Raw genomic sequence first — 17,064 nt, forward strand, 5'->3', positions numbered from 1 at the left:
GGGGCGGAAGCCCCTATTGAGGAGCGCGCGAGCGAAGCGAGCGGCGCGACCGATTCCTACCCTACGGAGCTATTCGGAACGTGGGGCCATTTCGGCCAAAATTCGGTATCTAGCCGGCTCATTACGCGATGGCTAGCCAAATATTGATTAAATCGCAAAAAATGTTAAAAAATGAACTTGACACCAATTAATGTATATACTATAATCTAAATATAACAATAATTTGTTAAAAATATAATATGATAACAAAATTAAGGGTCAGCAACTATTATTCCATTGGAGAAGAAATAAAGCTAGACTTCTTAAAAGGTGGTGCAAAAAAGGAGGTGGGATATTTTCAGTATAAAAAAAGTGAAAAAATATCACTAATAAACGGGTTTTTTGGTGCGAATGCGAGTGGCAAGAGTAGTATCCTGGGATCTATGGTCAGCCTAATTAAAATGATGTACACCATCTCTTCACCACAAAATATATCACTACAGAGCGTTGCCTCTGGTGAGGTTTTGTTGTGCCACCCTAATCTACACAAAAATTTTAAAGATAAACCTACAAAATTAGGAATTGATTTTTTGTTTGGTAATAATTACTACACTTACGATTTGGAAATTCAAGGTGGAAACAATATAACTGAAGAAAATTTGTACGTTACCACTCTTGATTTAGCCGCTGCACATCCAAAAAAAATATTCACGAGATCCGGGTCTATTATTAGCTTCGGGCCGGAATACAAAGACTACGAAGCTTACTCAACTAATATAAATATTCAAAAATATCAAACTTTTATTTCCCATTTAATAAACATTGGGGCAAAGGCTATGGTTGATTTTGTGAATTATAAGAATTCTTTTTTTCTAAAGGTGGATAGGATGGATTTACAGCTCCCTTCTTACGGTAAGATCATAATACGAGCTTTCCAACTCAATTCTCTTGCAGAGGACAAGAAAAAGGAATTCTTAAAAATTACACAAGACATAATGAGTTGTTTTGATGATTCCATCAATGGTTTAGAAGTTGATACTAAAAATAATACTGTTTCTATCAAAGTGGGACACAAAAATTTCTTGAATAGCATTGACATTACGGATGAATCGGCCGGCACCAGAGAACTGTTTTGTTATATATATGACATATTAGATGCCTTTAAAAAAGGCGGGGTTATTATTTATGACGAAACGAGCAAATACTACCACCCAGATATAGAGCTTGAGTTATTCTCTATTTTCAAAAATGAAGAATTTAACACAAAAAATGCACAACTATTCTTCGCTTCACATAATCACGGGACTTTTGACTTACTTGAACTAGACCAGGCCTACATTGTGGAAAAAACAGATTCCAGCTCTACCATCAACAGGTTATCAGAAGTTGAAGATCTTAAAAAGCGGGACAACCTAAAAAAGAAATATCGCCTCGGCATGCTTGGTGGAGTTCCAGACACTACTGCCTTTGACTTTAGGTTGAAACAACTACTATGAAATTACCGCCTGTAATAATTCCTTTCTGCGAGGGTGAAGCGGAAGTGCTTCTTTTTGAATTTCTAAAACTTAATTATTCAAATAAAACAATACGGTTTCAAAAACCGAAAAATCTTAAGGGTTTTGAAAATTTAGCTGGATTTAAAAAAAAATATTATAAGGCCATAAAGGCCCAAGGCCTCAAACCTAAAAAAGATTTTATCAAGGTTCGATTTTTGTTTATATTTGACAATGATTTAGAAGACTCGAAAGAAATAAAAGAGTTTTTGGAACTAAAAGGACATTTGGTACAGCAATGTGAGCCAAACGTAGAGGGGTTGATACTAGGTATTATAGATCAAAGTCAGGGAGATAATTTAAAAACAGAGGATTACAGAAAAAAATGTAAAAATAACTTTAAAAAACAATTTGGTTGTGAATCTCATCGTTTAAAAGAGAGAGAATTAAAAAAAATATTTGAGGACGAAAAACATTTTAAGAATAATCTGCCCATCTTATACAATTTATTTAAAAAATGACCCACCGAAAAATGTTTATCAAAAAGGTGTGCCCCCCACATCTACCACCCCGAGCATTATGGATACTCTGTTTCCACCAAACCTTATTTCTGGGAGTGTAAAAACCCAAAAACAACTTGATGCTGCTTTAGCAAAACATTCAGATCTTTCAATATCCTTTGTCACTATAGCTGTTAATAGACCTGAGACACGAAAGTGGTATGAACACTACTGGCAAAAAATACATAGGTACCTCGATAAAGATTTTGCTCAAAAGTTCCGACTTGAAAGCGAACATGAATCTCGTGGATGGGAATTTCACATTGCCTCGGTCTTACTTGATCATGGAGTGAATCTGAAAGAAAAAACTTGGAATACAGGACCAGATTTTTGTATTCAAACTCCTGAAGGCAGGAACATATGGATTGAAGCAATTTGTTGTACCTCGGGCGAAGTTGACCCTGTTCCACCAAAACCAGATCTGACAGAGGGTAAAGTTTACATAGGTGGAGGCGGCATAGAGGATTTAAATCGCCCACGCGTATTGCGAATTCTTAATGCTGTTGGTACTAAATATGAAAAGTTCAAACGGTACGTTGCAGATGGAAAAAGCGGCGTATCAGAAAATGACTGCTTAATTATTGCGATAAGTGGCGCGAATATTGAATTCGCGTCCGATTCAGAGGTACTTTTGAAGCGCGCTGTATTTGGGGTTGGTCTTGATACATATTACAAAGATCCGAAAACGAATAAATTGGTTGGGCCTTTTTATAAACCATCACCAAATATCATTAAGAAGGCAAAGATTGGGGATAAAATCATGCCGGCAAATTTTATGGAGATGGAAGGATTTTCAAACATCAATGCCGTGCTCTATTGTGGACATCACGCATATAATTGCGAACGGAATGGTCATAAAGTTGGTGATGATTTTCTCTTTGCTTATCACGTTAATCCAACCAACTCACTCCCTGTCAATTTATTTAATTTTGGTCTAGAAATTAGAAAAAACCCTACAGATGCCAGCATTACAACTTTTAATTTAAATACCAATTAAAATTTAATAAATTTCTAAATTTTTCCCCGACCCATCCCCATCAAAGAAGACCACCAGACAATGCCCAAAAATCCCTCAATGGTCTCACTTTACATAGCTTCTGAACCCGTGTCGGGAGCTATAAAAAATCACCCTCAAATTAAGGGTGATTTTAATTTTGATTGACACAAAAATATCATTATTGTATTCTCCCTAAAAGGAGGCGCTAATCATGCCGATCTTTGGCAGTGACGAAGACAGATACACAACTTGGAAATGCCCTTCGTGCCACAACTACTTCGGCAGAAGCGGCAAGTGTTCCGTCTGCGGCGACACGCTAGTGCAGAGTGCCATCTCCGACGCGGCGGTCAACCGCATCATCTACGCTAGGGACATCGAACGGCCCCGGCAACAAGACCAGAAAAAGCGCGAAGGAGGATAAGGCGCCATGGCAAAAAAAGTCATAAATGGCCAGGTCATAGACGACCTTGGGATAGATCTCGACAGCTTACCCCTCCCAGCGCAACTGCTGGAGGAGCGGCGGCGCAAGGGTCATCCCATCGAGATCCCAAGCTTGGGCGTCATCATCATGCCCGATGGAACCGTGGTGGACAAGGGCCTGCCCCCGGACGACTACGCTAGGGCCAGCCCGTCCGAAAAGACCGCCACGCTCAAGCGGTACGAGCCAGAGCAGGGTTTCTTCGCCCGCCTGTGGCGGCGGATCTTTCACAAATGAGTTCGTTCATTCCCCAAGGAGGGTGCTCCGCGAACAGCAACAACAGTTCGCACCCCTCAAAAGCAACTCACCAGATGGGTTGTTTTTGTTTAGGTTGGGGTGTCTTTATTTTCCTATATAGCGTATGCTACAGATATTAAGACCTAACACTGAATTTATGATAAAACCACTGCTTATTCTGCCTCTGTTAATTTTAGCCGGAGCCGGATGCGCATACGCGCCAGCCACAAATAATCAAACTAACTTAAACTACAGCAACCAAAACCTGACTTCGGCTCCGGCTGGAATTTTTGATAGAACCGACGCTACCAGTCTTGATCTCTCACACAATAATCTGACTGGAGCCATCCCAGCGGAAATAAGATTTTTACAAAATCTTAAAGTTCTGAACTTGAGTAATAATAAAATGACTGGCCTGCCCGCCGAAATCGGCCAATTAAAAAATCTGGAAATTCTTGACGTGTCCAACAACCAACTGACCGGCCTGCCATATGAATTGGGAAATCTAAAAAACTTAAAAACCCTGAATTTGTCTGGCAACGCGTACTCCGAACAAGACCTCCAAATCATCCGCGAGAAAATCCCAAATGCGAATATTATTACTAAATAAGTGCTTTCAACTGGATCCTTCTTGAACTTAAATAAGAGCTTCATCGAACATTGACGGCTCATCTTTTTTCATATTTAATATACATACCCAAATGAAGGAGGACAGGCATGCGCATTATCTTGTTGAGTTTCGTGCTCGGGATCTGTGTATCAAGTGTGCCCCACCATGGGATCGCCCAAAGAGATTCGTCAAGACCATCCCTGGCCACACTGGACAAGCAGATCTTCACCCAGAACACGGTGATTGAGGCCGATCGGATCGAGATCCAGAGTGGAGCCAGGATCCGCGTCCGCAACGGAGCGGCCTTGAAGCTCAAGGCAGACACCATCGTGATCTTTGGCCCCGCCTTCATCGACGGCCGCGGCGAACCCGGCCACCAAGGCGCTCCCGGGCAATCGAAGAACGACACCTGGCGGAGCAGCGGTGGCGGCGGGTGGTATAGCTGCGATATCGCCCATCGCGACTGGGTGGCTTCCGGAAGTGAGGTTGACCGCGGCGGGGATGGTGGACCGGGCGGTCCCGGAGGACCTGGGGCGATCATCATCCTGGAGTACAGGGACCTACAGGGTCCCGCCAACCTGCAAACCGAATTCCGAGGCGGACCGGGCGGTCCCGGAGGACCTGGTGGAACCGGCAGAATCCTCTGCTGCGGTTGCCACAACAACGAGTGCAAGCGGGGTCCTTCGGGTAGGTCAGGGCCAAACGGCCAGCCAGGTCCCAATGGACGGGAAGTTCGTCGAAGTCTGACGAGAACCCAATCCATTGATTCCACCAGCATCACGCCGCCGCCGGAGCGCATGGAGTCGTGCTACCCCAACCCCTGTCCGTCCGGAATCTGCTGCGAGAACCAAGGCAGAATCTGGTGCTGTTCCGAAGGACAGTACTGCACCTATTCGCCTGATGGATGCAAGTACCGCAAGTAGGCCGTCGCTCTTTTCTCCTCCGCCAGTCTGGCCCTTCCAGCTGGCTTCTTTTTTTATCAAAAATAATTGTATTCCAAATAAAGTCATGTTAAACTGACTGAAAGAGGAGGATGGGACAATGAAAAAATACAAGCACTTCTCGGGTGCAGTGCTGATGAGAGACGAACTCAAAAAGAAGTTCGGCACGCCGAAGTGGCTCGCCGGCATCGTTGTGATGCACACCGTCCGGTATGGCTACCTCGTGGAAGTACGCGTCTTCGGCAAGGCCAAGTTCCCCAAGCTACCCAGGTTGCCTCTCTACCTCCGGGATGCCACCAGGGTCCGCTTCCGGCGGGTGAAGAAAACACCGGAAGCGCGACTGAAGAGGGCAATCGCCCGGTTTGAAGATCCGGCTTCGCACGTCGCCGACAATGTTGCTCTCTCAGCAACCCTACACGAAGCCGCCGAAGCCCACTCCAAAATCCTGGGACCACATGGCCGCCTTCGACATTGCTAAACTCATTCCCCAAGGAGGGTGCTCCGCGAACGGCAACAAAAGTTCGCACCCCTCAAAAGCAACTCACCCGATGGGTTGTTTTTGTTTACAAATGTTGAATTTTGAGGTAAAATTGAATATGAAAAAATAAACGCCTGCAGAAATTATGAAAAAATTTTTATATTGGCTGCCTCGCATTCTATCAATCTTACTTATTATTTTTATAAGCTTATTTGCTTTAGATGTTTTTGAAGAACCGCAGTGGTTTTTACCCTTGCTTATCCACTTAATTCCCAGCTTCATCTTAATCATTTTAACCATCATTGCCTGGAAACATGAAAAATTCGGGGGCTTTGCTTTCATCGTTGCCGGACTTCTCATGCTGGTTTTTACCAATTTTAAATCGCTTATCATCTCTATTCCAATCGTTATTATCGGCGCACTTTTCTTAAGCAGAAAATATCTATTCAAAACTTAACCTACCTTTATGCAAACCAGACAAAAAAACCAGACGATATATAATTTAACCTTGAACGACCTGATCATGGATAATTTTGACAAAAAATATGTCCTGCGGGTCAAAGATATGCCCAGCGAAGACCGGCCGCGGGAAAAAATGGTTGAACTCGGCGCGGCGGCTTTAACGTCACAGGAGCTGTTGGCTGTGATGCTCACCACCGGCACCAAAAAAGAAGAAGTCATGGCCATGGCCAACCGCATTTTAAAGGACTACGGCGAAAAAGCGATTGCCGCCCAGAAAGATCCCAAGACCGTTGCCAAAGAATTTGATTTACCTTTAATAAAGGCCTGCCAAATTGTGGCTTGTTTTGAACTGGGCCGCAGATTTTTCAAAGAGGCAAAAATCGGATTGGCCACCATCCGCACGGCCAAACAGGCGTTTGAATATCTAAAAGACATGCGCGAACTGCCCAAAGAACACTTGCGCGGCATTTATTTAAACAGTCACTTCAGAGTTATTCACGACGAAACCATTTCCGTAGGCAGTATGACCGCCAATATCGTGCATCCGCGCGAGGTGTTTAAGCCGGCCATTGAGCACGGCGCCGTCGCCTTAATAATTGCCCACAACCACCCGTCCGGCAGCACCAAACCGACACAATCTGATATTGATATCACCGAACAACTGGTTAAAGCCGGAAAAATCTTGGGCATTGACCTGCTTGACCATATCATCATCGCCAAAAATAAATTTGCCAGCGTTCCCGCCAGCTATGAATCATAAAAACAATAAAAAATACGCCATCACCGGCGCGGATCGAATTTTTTTATTCCATGACATTGATGAAAAAAATCCGCGACCGCAAAGAATCAAGAGAATAAAATTTCATGTTGAACAGGACGACTATTTTGGCACCCTGGCCGCAATTTTGAATTTGCTCACCGAAGATGAAACCACGCCTAAAAATGCGCCAAACAAAAAACTTTTAGAAAAGCTCGTTGAGGACTTAAATTTTCTTCAGGACAATTTTAAGATAATCAAAAAATAAAACCTGCGGTCTGTGCCCGGAGGTTTTTTTATTACCTAAAATCATCCGCGAAGAATTCATAGCCGCCGATTAAAGTCGGGGTTGAAAGAAAATACCAGATAATCACGTCGTCCAACGGGAAAATCTTTCCAAACAGATTAAAGCTGTAAAAATATTGACCCGGCCACCACCAGCTGCCAATTTGCAAAGAGATCACTTCATAAATAAAAAACACCACCGCAAAAAACAACGTCGGCAGGATGGTTTTTTTAAGCAATTTAGGATTTTTATAAAAAATAAGTATTGACGGGATAATTAAAACCGGCACTGACATCAAAAAATAATTGGCGGTGATTAAATTTTTGTTAAAATAATACAGTCCATAAACAAAAGCCGACAACACTATAAATAAACCGATGATATATTTAATATTCTTTGAAATCTTTTTGTTTTTATCTTTATCAACAAAATATTCATAAAAACAAAGTACCCAGAAAAAATTTAAAAACGCGAACAGCATGTTCTCCAGCGGAACCAACCCGAACGGTCTGCCAAAAATTGACTGCACATCCCAAACATTGGCCAGTCGCGTGGCCAATTCAATCGGCGGGGCAAAAAGAATCACGGCCAGCAGGGAAAAAAGCAAAACCTTGGTTCGAGAATTTTTCAGCCAGATAAAATTAGCGATGCTGGGAGGAACCAACACGATCAAAATTGAATAAAGATAATATGGACGGAAAATAAAAACCGCCAGACAAGCCAGCCAAAAATAAACAAATAAATAAATTAATCTTTTTTTCTTAACGTCAAACACCATAACCCCTAAATTATACCCCAAAAACTATCCCCGGCATAGTTGACTTAATTTTTCTGCAATGATAAATTATAAAGGTATATATAGATATAAACTCATTCGTTCGGAAAAGTTAAAGAAAGCTTTAACTTTTCTCTCACTCATTTCGATTATGAATAAAGCAAACAACAACCACTGGTATTTTATTAAGAATCTGTTCGTCTACGCGAAAAGCGGCGGTGGTTTGTTGTGTGTATAAATGTTCATGAAAACACAGAAATCCCGCCTCGCAGGCGGGGTTTTTAGTTAATATCGCTCTTTCCACATACATGGAGGCCAACCATGAAGTCAGCGGCGGCGGGAATCAAAGTGCGCATGGATGACGGGCACCCGGAATGGGTGGATCCCGAAGTCAGCCACACTCAAGAGTTTACGCTCATACCGCCTGCTCTTGAACAGGCGGAGACAAGCCCCAAAACCATCATCCTGTACTGTGAATACTGTGACAACCTGACTCGGCACCGTGAATTCGATCAGAAGGAGCCGAAGTACAAACCGGTTCGCTGCGGATTCAAGCTGGTGTGGGCACGGGCAACCTGTCTAAAGTGTGGTTCAATCTACCCGGAGATCTACACTCCGAAGATCGTCCATCTGTACTGCCCCAAGTGCGATCCCGCGGGCGAACGGAAGGTGAAGTATTTCAAGGTTGAGCCCGGTTATCCCCATCCCCCGCGCACGGAAAGCAATAACTACATCCTGCTTGAACCGAACGCGGTGTGTATGGAGTGCGGATCAGTTGATTACAGTTTCACCCAGCTCAAACTGCCGGATGAAAACGTCGTCAGCTTGACCGACCAGATTGACGCCGCCACAGTGCGCAAAATCTGATGTCTTCAGACAATGCGCCGAACAGGCCGACAGGCCACAGAACACCTACGGGGGAAGGTGTTCTTTTTTTAATATTGACGAAATAAAATAAAGCTATACTATACCTATATAGTATGATATCAACAAAACTTGCTCAAGCGGTCATAAATCCAAACCAGCCCATACCGACGGACAACCCCGTAGTCACCGGCTTAAACATATTCGGCCTTTTTTCGGGCCTAGGCACGGCCGATCTGCGGTTGGTCATTGCCAACCTAATTAGATTGGCTTTGGGTTTTATTGGTATAATAATGATGATAATGATTATTTGGGGCGGATTCTTATGGTTAACCGCCGGCGGCAATGACGACCAAACCGCCAAAGCCAAGGGCACACTGGTCAACGCCATCATCGGCCTCGTCATTATTCTGACCGCCAACAGTATTGTCATGTATCTTATCAGCGCCTTAACCGTCTCAACCGGCGCGCCGCTTTTATAAATATACCCAATAAATATATGTCCGAAACCTTTAAACAAAAAGTTTTAAAAATCGTTTCCAAAATTCCCAGAGGTTCGGTTTTGACATACAAAGAAGTGGCGACTCGTGCCGGTAGCCATAAGGCCTTCCGGGCGGTTGGAAATATTTTACACGCCAATCATAACCCCAAGATACCCTGCCATCGCGTGATTGGCTCTGATGGCAAAATGCATGGCTTTAATCGCGGTATTAACACCAAAATCCGACTCTTAAAACAAGAAGGTCTGACATTCTGACGTCTATTGACAAAATTTACCCTATTTTATATACTTGGGGCATAAAAATCTATGTGGGACCCCGGCCATCCGGGGGTTTGCACCACTAACAGACCCGCTTTAGCGGGAATTACAAATTATGTCTAAAAGAATGGATGCCCTAAGGGCAAAGGTAGACGCGAATAAGGTTTATTCAATTGACGAAGCTATTAAATTAGCCAAAGAAACTTCCGGCGTAAAATTTGACGCCACCGTAGAAGTCCATGCCAACCTGGGCATTGACACCAAAAAAACCGAACAACAAGTCAGAGCCACCGTGGTTCTGCCCCATGGCACCGGCAAAAGCAAAACGGTAGCCGCCTTTGTGTCCGCTGAAAAAGAAAAAGAGGCCAAAGAAGCCGGCGCTGATTTTATTTACGGCGAAGAAGAAATTAAAAAAATAAAAGACACCGGCAAAATTGAATTTGAAGTGGCCGTCACCACTCCGGACATGATGCCTAAATTGGCTTCCATCGCCAAGGTGCTCGGCCCTAAGGGTTTGATGCCAAACCCAAAAACCGATACCGTTGGCCCAAACATTAAAAAAATGATTGAGGAACTGAAAAAAGGAAAAGTCACTTTCAAAAACGACGACACCGCCAACATTCACCAGGCAATCGGCAAAGCCAGCTTCTCCGAAGAACAGCTTAAGGAAAACTTGAACGCATTTTTAGACGCCCTAAAGAAAGCCAAGCCGGCCACGGCCAAAGGCACGTTTATCAAAAACCTGGTTCTGTCCTCAACTATGGGACCGGCGATTAAACTCACCGCCTCTGCCTAGAATCATCCACCCCTAAAGGGGTGGTTTTTCAAAAATATGGCAATATGTTCATAATTGCTACCGTAGAAAAATATCTGCTGACACAAGATCGTATCAAAAAAATGTTACTCGCGGGTGCGGATGTAATCAGATTTAATTTCTCCTACCGGACCATTGAAGAAAACATTAATTTTATAGCCATGGCCCAGCAGGCCATTGATGACCTGAACGCTTCCGCCAAAATTTTGATTGATTTTCCCTTAAATAAATTCCGGCTGGGTGACTTTGAAGCAAAATTTTTACCGGTAAATGAAAATGATGAAATAATATTCAAATCCGGGACATATGTTGAAAATTGCCAGGACGGCGTTCCGGTCCAGGTGCCAAATTTAGGCGAAAAATTACAAATCGGTCAGACCATTACCATCGGCGATGGAGAAATTTCGGTTCAGGTTATTGAAATTATAGATAAAGAATCCGCCCGGGTAAGAGTTCTCAACAAAGGCCTGCTTCAATACATGAAAACATTTCATATTTTTAAAGAAATTGAAGAAGAAAAAATTTTACAAAACTACGCCGACATAATCCGGGGCATAAAACATATCAATCCATACTATTTCGCAATTTCATATTTTAATCCGCAACTGCTGGAACGAATAATTGAACTGATATATAAAGAAGATATAAACCCAAAAATTATTTTAAGAATAGAAAACGAGATGGATGAAAACGAACTTGAAAAAATCTGCCAAACCAATAATTTCCACATGATTCTGATTGACCGGGGCGAACTGGGAGTCAACATGCCGTATTATAAAACCGGCACGCACCAGAAAAAAATTATTGCCATCGCCAAAAAATACAATAAGCCGGTCATCATCTCCACCCACATTCTGGAGAGCGCCATGAACAATTATATCCCCAACCGCGCCGAAATATTGGACATCACCAATAGTGTGATTGACGGCGTGGAGGGCCTGATGCTCTGCCGCGAAACCGCCACCAATGTCCGGCCGGCCTACATCATTTCCGTGGCCAAAAAAATCATTGCCGAAGCGGAAAAGTTCAAAAATCAAACCAGCCAGACCTAAGGAAAGCCGCTGTTGCCAAACATCGGCTTTTTTGTTATGCTGAAAAGAGATTTTTACTTCTAAAATAAGCAAAAAATATGCCGGAAGAAGAAAAATACATCCGCCCCACCTGGGATGAATATTTTATGGAAATAATGAGGGCGGTTGCCAAAAGATCAACCTGTGATCGGGGTCGGGCCGGTTGTGTAATAGCCAAAGATAAACAGATACTTGTAACCGGTTATGCCGGTTCGCCCAAGGGTTTACCCCACTGTGATGATGTCGGCCACCAGATGAAAACCACTATTCACGAAGACGGACACCAAAGTCAACACTGCGTCCGCACTGCCCATGCCGAACAAAACGCCATTGTCCAGGCCGCCAAATTAGGAATTGCCATTGATGGGGGCACAATGTATTGCCGAATGACTCCATGCGCGGTGTGCGCCAAAATGATTATAAATGCCGGAATAAAAAGAGTAGTTTGTGAAAAACAATATCATGCCGGAGCTGAAACTGAAGAAATGTTTAAACAAGTCGGCATTGAATTGGAATTTCTTGAAAAAACCCTAGAAGCTTATGCCAACCAATAAAATAGTTTTTGTATTCTGTGGCCTAATGGCCAGCGGCAAAGATACGGCCGCCGAATATTTAGAAAAAAAATATAACGCCAGCATTTTCAGTTTCACCACCATGCTCAACGACGCTTTAGACAGATTTTATCTTGAACACAATCGCGATAATCTGGTCAAAATGTCCGAAATTATCAGAAACGCATATGGAGAAGATGCGATGGCCAAAACAATGGGTAAAGATGTGGAAAACGCCGACAGCAATTTTATTGTTATCTCAAATGCCAGGCGTCTGGCTGACATAGAATATTTATCAAAAATGCCTAATTTTGTATTGATAAAAATAGAAGCTGACATAAAAACCAGGTACCAACGCCTTTCCACACGCAACCAGAAAGCCGACGACCAGACAAAAACATTCGAACAGTTCGTAGCCGACCACCAACGATCAACCGAAGTAAGTATCTTGGAAATTATGAAACACGCCACCGTGACCATAAATAACGACGGCGATCTGGATAATTTGTATAAACAACTAGATAATTTAATCAAATAAGTTAAAAGATATGAAACAATATCTGGACCTTCTACGTCACATCTACAATAATGGCACGGATAAAGATGACCGCACCGGAGTGGGTACACGGAGTGTTTTTGGCTATCAAACACGATACAATTTGGCCGACGGTTTCCCCCTCCTTACTACCAAAAAAGTACACCTCAAATCTGTCATTATAGAACTCCTGTGGTTTTTGCGCGGTGACACCAATATACAATTTCTGGTGCAAAACGATGTAAAAATCTGGAATGAATGGGCCTACCAAATTTATTTAGAAAAAAATAACTTAGTAGATCAACTTCCCCGTTATTCTGAATCTTGGGAGGCAAAAAAAAATGAATTTATCACCCAAATAAAACAAAATGATGAGTTCGCCAAACAGTGGGGCGAACTTGGGCCAATTTACGGAAAACAATGGCGGTGTTGGGAAGCAAAAGATGGAAAAAAAATTGATCAGGTTAAAGAAGTCCTGGATCTTATTAAAAATGACCCCACTTCACGCCGTATCATCATCAGCGGCTGGAATGTGGGCGAAATCCAGGAGCTTATACGAAACCACCACCATGCGCCACCTCCATGTCATACACTATTTCAATTTATGGTCGTCGGCGACAAATTGTCTTTGCAGATGTATCAACGAAGCGCCGACACTTTCTTGGGGGTACCTTTTAATATCGCTTCTTACGCTCTGTTTCTAATGATGGTAGCCCAGGTAAGCGGCTTAAAGGTGGGTGAATTTATACATACCATAGGTGATGCACATATATACCGCAATCACTTTAACCAAGTAGAGGAACAGTTGGCGCGCGAACCCCGCCAATTACCTCAAATGAAAATCAACCCGGCGATAAAAGACATTTTCGGTTTTAAATATGAAGATTTTGAAATCATCGGCTACGAACCACACCCGCCCATAAAGGCCCCGATTGCCGTGTAATATGTTTTCCATCATCGCCGCCGTGGCCAAAAACAACTGCATCGGAAAAAACAACAAAATCCCCTGGAGCATCCCCGAGGACTTTCAGTATTTTAAGAAAACTACCTTGGGCAAAACCTGTCTGATGGGGCAAAACACCTTTGAATCAATCATGGGGTATTTAAACAAACCCCTGCCGGGAAGAAAAACCGCAGTTGTTACTCTTGATAAAAATTTTAAAGCGCCGGCGGATGTGCGTGTTTTTTACTCTTTGGACGAGGCCCTGGAAAAATTGAAAGACGAAGACGTGTTTATCTGCGGCGGCGCCAGCATCTATCGCCAAACGATCAATAAAGCCGACTATTTGTATATCACCTGGGTCAATCAGGAACCGGATGGCGACGTTTTCTTTCCAACTATAGACCCGCAGATCTGGAAAGAAACCTGGCGGGAAGACCATGAAAATTTTTCGTTTACAACATATAGTAAGATCTAACCAAAATATGTTCATCATGATTGATGGCATTGACGGCAGCGGTAAAAGCACCGTCATCAATACCTGGAAAGAATACTTAACCTCCCAAGGCAACGCCATTTTTGATCTCAAAGGATACTGGCAGGCCAACCACGAGTATCCTCCCCTGTCAGAATTAAAATCCTATGATTTTATCTTCAGCTGTGAACCGACTTACGCCGGTGTTGGCCGGGTAATCAGGGAAGAACTGATTAAAAACGGTAATAATTATCCGCCCCGGGCAATTGTGGAGGCGTTTTCTCTTGACCGGCTGGTGCTTTATGAAAAAATCATCATCCCTTTACTTCACGACAAAAAATTTATAATCCAAGACCGCGGCGTGAGCACATCATTGGCCTACCAACACCTTCAGGATGAAAAATTTACCTTTGATTATTTAAGCGACATGCCGGGAAACAAGCTGGCTTTAACAAACCGGCCTGACCACCTGGTCTTGATGAATCTTTCAGCCGAAGAAGCAATCAAACGATTGCAAACCAGAATGGAAAAAGATGATAATGCCATCTTTGAAAAACTAGAATTTTTAAAAAAACTAACCGGCGTGTATCGGTCGCCTGCATATCAGGACCTTTTTACCTCCCGCGGCTGCCAAATAAACAGCTTGAATGCAGAGGTAGAAATTGATATAATGAAGCAAGAAGCAATTAATTTATTAAAAAGCTTCTTAATTTAATAATATGCTAAAAACAGCCACCGAAATAATCAAAGACAGCTGGTCGGTTTACGCCAGATCATTTAAAAAAATCTGGGTATATTTGTTGTTACTGCTCATCCCCACTTTGGCGCTTTCGGCTATTGGCACTCTGTCTCTCTATTTATCCGTCTATCTGCCTTCTTCAAATTTACCCGGGGAAATTATCACCTTCGTGGTCTTCGCGGCCAGTTTTGTGTTTACCCTCTGGGTTTCCATATCATTCTCCTTTGCCCTGCGTGATCTGATTTTAGGCCGCGAACCGGCTGATTGGAGAAATAATTTTGGCACATCAAGCAATTTAATCTGGCCGGTAATTTACACCAGCATCCTGGTAACTTTGATTGTTACCGGTGGCACGCTTTTGCTCGTTATTCCGGGTCTGATCTTCCTGGTCTGGTATAATTTTACTTTCTACAGCATCCTTTTTGAAGGACAAAAAGGCGTGTCAGCGCTGCGTGCCAGCAAGGCCTTGGTAGTTGGCAGATGGTGGCACATGGCCTGGAGAATTTTGGCGCCATGGATTTTATTCGGGGTTATCGCCGGAATTGTCTCTTATATTTTATCAGCGCTGATCCAATATATCCCCCTGACGCCTTTGATCGCGACGATTGTTGAACGTGTTTTAGATACAGTAATTAACGTTTCCTTAGCGCCGCTCACTGCCGCCGCCACCATCATCTTATATTTCAGCGCCAAAGAAAACCCGGTCGGACAAACAGTGCAGCCGCCAGTCCAACCATAACCTATGCCTAAACTTATTCCCGTCATCGGCATGGAAATACATGTTGAGCTCAAGACCAAGAGCAAAATGTTTTGTTCCTGTAAAAACGATCCGGACCGAACCGCGCCGAACACAAATGTCTGTGAAATTTGTCTGGCTCACCCGGGCACCCTGCCTGTGCCCAACAAATCGGCAATTGAGTGGACGGTAAAAATCGCCAAGGCCCTGAATTGTTTTATAAACCGCGACAGCAAGTTTGATCGCAAGCATTATTTTTATCCTGATCTGCCCAAGGCCTACCAGATTTCCCAATATGACCAGCCCATTGGCGAGCATGGACACATACAATTAGAACATGAAGTTGGCATTACCCGCGTGCACTTGGAAGAAGATACGGCCAAACTGTCGCATGGCGCTGACGAAAATACTTTGGTTGATTTTAACCGCGCCGGCGTGCCGCTGGTAGAAATTGTTTCCGAGCCGGATATAGAAAACGCCACCGAAGCTAAGGTTTATTGCCAGGAACTGCAAATGATTTTTAGATATTTGGGCGTAAGCGACGCTGATATGGAAAAAGGCCACATGCGCTGTGAGGCCAACATTTCCCTTCAGGAAGAAGGAAAATTTGAAAAAGACGCCGGCACGATTAAACCGATTGGAAAATATAAATTAAACCCGAAAGTGGAAGTAAAAAACATCAATTCTTTCCGCGCGGTTGAAAAAGCCATTGAATACGAAATCAAAAGACAAACCGAAATGATTAAAAAAGGCGAAACCTGGAAACAGCAAACCCGCGGCTGGGATGATCCCAAAGGCGAGACCGTTTTACAACGGGAAAAAGAAACTTCGGCCGACTACAGATACTTCCCGGAACCGGACATTCCCCCATTCCACCCCAATACAATTGCCGGCGACGTAAAATTGCCGGAATTGCCGCAGGCCAAACGCGCACGCTTTAGAAATGAATACGGATTTTCATTCTCTGACGCTGAAATTTTAACCGCCGACCAACATTGGGCCGGTTACACTGAAGAAGTCATGAGTGAACTCGTTGATTGGGTGCATAGCTTAAAAGAAAAAACCGATACTGATGAAATTTTACGCGATAAAAAACAGCAAATGGCACGCCTCGCCGGCGGCTGGCTGACCAGCAAACTGATGGGTATGATGGCCGAGCGAAAAATTGACATCCGAATTTTAAAATTGACTCCGGAAAACTTTGCCGAACTTATCGCTTTGATCTACGCCAACAAAATTAATTCCACCAATGCCCAAAAATTACTGGCTGAAATGCTGGATTCCGGAGTGGACATGGATCCAACCCATATTATGGAGGAAAAGGGCTACGGACAGATTAGTGATGAAAAAAAATTATCTGAAATTGTTGATGAAGTGATAAAAAATCACCCGGCGCAGGTTGAACAATATAAAAAAGGCAAAGAGCCGCTTTTACAATTTCTCAAAGGCATGGTAATGAAAGCCACTGAAGGCGGCGCTGATCCGCAGGTGGCGGAAAAACTTCTAAAGAAAAAATTAAAGAATTAA

Annotated in this window: 22 protein-coding genes; 21 read left to right on the plus strand and 1 reads right to left on the minus strand. The window is 43.3% G+C overall.

Features of this window, described 5'->3' with window-relative positions:
- Window positions 1-239 precede the first annotated feature (239 nt).
- The 9 genes from WC526_04585 (at window position 240) to WC526_04625 (ending at window position 7,260) form a co-directional block, all read left to right on the plus strand.
- Complete coding sequence (locus tag WC526_04585) at window positions 240-1,475, plus strand: AAA family ATPase (GenBank protein MFA5062394.1); 1,236 nt, start codon at window positions 240-242, stop codon at window positions 1,473-1,475.
- The gene (locus tag WC526_04590; GenBank protein ID MFA5062395.1) at window positions 1,472-1,993 is read left to right on the plus strand and encodes a hypothetical protein; all 522 of its coding nucleotides are present in this window, start codon (window positions 1,472-1,474) and stop codon (window positions 1,991-1,993) included. The genes WC526_04585 and WC526_04590 overlap by 4 nt, the downstream gene beginning before the upstream one ends.
- A gap of 58 nt (window positions 1,994-2,051) precedes the next feature.
- Complete coding sequence (locus WC526_04595; GenBank protein ID MFA5062396.1) at window positions 2,052-3,029, plus strand: hypothetical protein; 978 nt, start codon at window positions 2,052-2,054, stop codon at window positions 3,027-3,029.
- A gap of 427 nt (window positions 3,030-3,456) precedes the next feature.
- Window positions 3,457-3,744 (plus strand): hypothetical protein, encoded by a 288-nt coding sequence (locus WC526_04600; protein ID MFA5062397.1) that lies wholly within the window; start codon window positions 3,457-3,459, stop codon window positions 3,742-3,744.
- Window positions 3,745-3,901: 157 nt separating this feature from the next.
- The gene (locus tag WC526_04605; GenBank protein ID MFA5062398.1) at window positions 3,902-4,354 is read left to right on the plus strand and encodes a leucine-rich repeat domain-containing protein; all 453 of its coding nucleotides are present in this window, start codon (window positions 3,902-3,904) and stop codon (window positions 4,352-4,354) included.
- A 1,041-nt stretch (window positions 4,355-5,395) separates the two neighbouring features.
- The gene (locus WC526_04610; GenBank protein ID MFA5062399.1) at window positions 5,396-5,773 is read left to right on the plus strand and encodes a hypothetical protein; all 378 of its coding nucleotides are present in this window, start codon (window positions 5,396-5,398) and stop codon (window positions 5,771-5,773) included.
- 145 nt (window positions 5,774-5,918) lie between these two features.
- Window positions 5,919-6,230 (plus strand): hypothetical protein, encoded by a 312-nt coding sequence (locus WC526_04615; protein MFA5062400.1) that lies wholly within the window; start codon window positions 5,919-5,921, stop codon window positions 6,228-6,230.
- A gap of 9 nt (window positions 6,231-6,239) precedes the next feature.
- On the plus strand, window positions 6,240-6,995 hold the full coding sequence (gene radC, locus WC526_04620) for a DNA repair protein RadC (GenBank protein MFA5062401.1): 756 nt from the start codon (window positions 6,240-6,242) through the stop codon (window positions 6,993-6,995).
- Complete coding sequence (locus WC526_04625) at window positions 6,985-7,260, plus strand: hypothetical protein (GenBank protein ID MFA5062402.1); 276 nt, start codon at window positions 6,985-6,987, stop codon at window positions 7,258-7,260. Before radC ends, WC526_04625 begins: the two co-directional genes overlap by 11 nt.
- A gap of 31 nt (window positions 7,261-7,291) precedes the next feature.
- Here WC526_04625 and WC526_04630 read toward each other — a convergent pair whose 3' ends face one another.
- Window positions 7,292-8,056 carry a hypothetical protein gene (locus WC526_04630; GenBank protein ID MFA5062403.1) on the minus strand — a complete coding sequence of 255 codons (765 nt, stop codon included), beginning with the start codon at window positions 8,054-8,056 and terminating at the stop codon, window positions 7,292-7,294.
- Window positions 8,057-8,407: 351 nt separating this feature from the next.
- Here WC526_04630 and WC526_04635 point away from each other — a divergent pair, with 351 nt between their 5' ends.
- From WC526_04635 to gatB, 12 genes are all read left to right on the plus strand, one after another.
- A complete protein-coding gene (locus WC526_04635; GenBank protein ID MFA5062404.1) occupies window positions 8,408-8,920 on the plus strand; it encodes a hypothetical protein in 513 nt (170 codons plus the stop codon).
- A 113-nt stretch (window positions 8,921-9,033) separates the two neighbouring features.
- Complete coding sequence (locus WC526_04640) at window positions 9,034-9,399, plus strand: hypothetical protein (protein MFA5062405.1); 366 nt, start codon at window positions 9,034-9,036, stop codon at window positions 9,397-9,399.
- 17 nt (window positions 9,400-9,416) lie between these two features.
- Complete coding sequence (locus WC526_04645; GenBank protein ID MFA5062406.1) at window positions 9,417-9,674, plus strand: MGMT family protein; 258 nt, start codon at window positions 9,417-9,419, stop codon at window positions 9,672-9,674.
- Window positions 9,675-9,792: 118 nt separating this feature from the next.
- Window positions 9,793-10,473 (plus strand): 50S ribosomal protein L1, encoded by a 681-nt coding sequence (gene rplA / locus WC526_04650; protein MFA5062407.1) that lies wholly within the window; start codon window positions 9,793-9,795, stop codon window positions 10,471-10,473.
- Between the two features lie 44 nt (window positions 10,474-10,517).
- Window positions 10,518-11,543: a pyruvate kinase gene (locus WC526_04655; GenBank protein ID MFA5062408.1), complete on the plus strand. Its 1,026-nt coding sequence runs from the start codon at window positions 10,518-10,520 to the stop codon at window positions 11,541-11,543.
- 77 nt (window positions 11,544-11,620) lie between these two features.
- Window positions 11,621-12,115 carry a cytidine/deoxycytidylate deaminase family protein gene (locus WC526_04660; protein ID MFA5062409.1) on the plus strand — a complete coding sequence of 165 codons (495 nt, stop codon included), beginning with the start codon at window positions 11,621-11,623 and terminating at the stop codon, window positions 12,113-12,115.
- Entirely contained in the window at window positions 12,102-12,650 is a 549-nt protein-coding gene (locus WC526_04665; protein MFA5062410.1) for an AAA family ATPase, read from the plus strand. The genes WC526_04660 and WC526_04665 overlap by 14 nt, the downstream gene beginning before the upstream one ends.
- 10 nt (window positions 12,651-12,660) lie before the next feature.
- Window positions 12,661-13,590 (plus strand): thymidylate synthase, encoded by a 930-nt coding sequence (gene thyA, locus WC526_04670; GenBank protein MFA5062411.1) that lies wholly within the window; start codon window positions 12,661-12,663, stop codon window positions 13,588-13,590.
- A 1-nt stretch (window position 13,591) separates the two neighbouring features.
- Window positions 13,592-14,065, plus strand: coding sequence for a dihydrofolate reductase (locus WC526_04675; GenBank protein MFA5062412.1), 474 nt, complete (start codon window positions 13,592-13,594; stop codon window positions 14,063-14,065).
- 7 nt (window positions 14,066-14,072) lie between these two features.
- The gene (locus tag WC526_04680; protein ID MFA5062413.1) at window positions 14,073-14,777 is read left to right on the plus strand and encodes a dTMP kinase; all 705 of its coding nucleotides are present in this window, start codon (window positions 14,073-14,075) and stop codon (window positions 14,775-14,777) included.
- Between the two features lie 4 nt (window positions 14,778-14,781).
- A complete protein-coding gene (locus WC526_04685; protein MFA5062414.1) occupies window positions 14,782-15,540 on the plus strand; it encodes a hypothetical protein in 759 nt (252 codons plus the stop codon).
- Between the two features lie 3 nt (window positions 15,541-15,543).
- Window positions 15,544-17,064, plus strand: coding sequence for an Asp-tRNA(Asn)/Glu-tRNA(Gln) amidotransferase subunit GatB (gene gatB, locus WC526_04690; GenBank protein MFA5062415.1), 1,521 nt, complete (start codon window positions 15,544-15,546; stop codon window positions 17,062-17,064).

Source organism: Patescibacteria group bacterium (assembly GCA_041649475.1).
Taxonomy (GTDB): Bacteria; Patescibacteriota; Patescibacteriia; order Magasanikbacterales; family GWA2-37-8; genus JBAZNA01.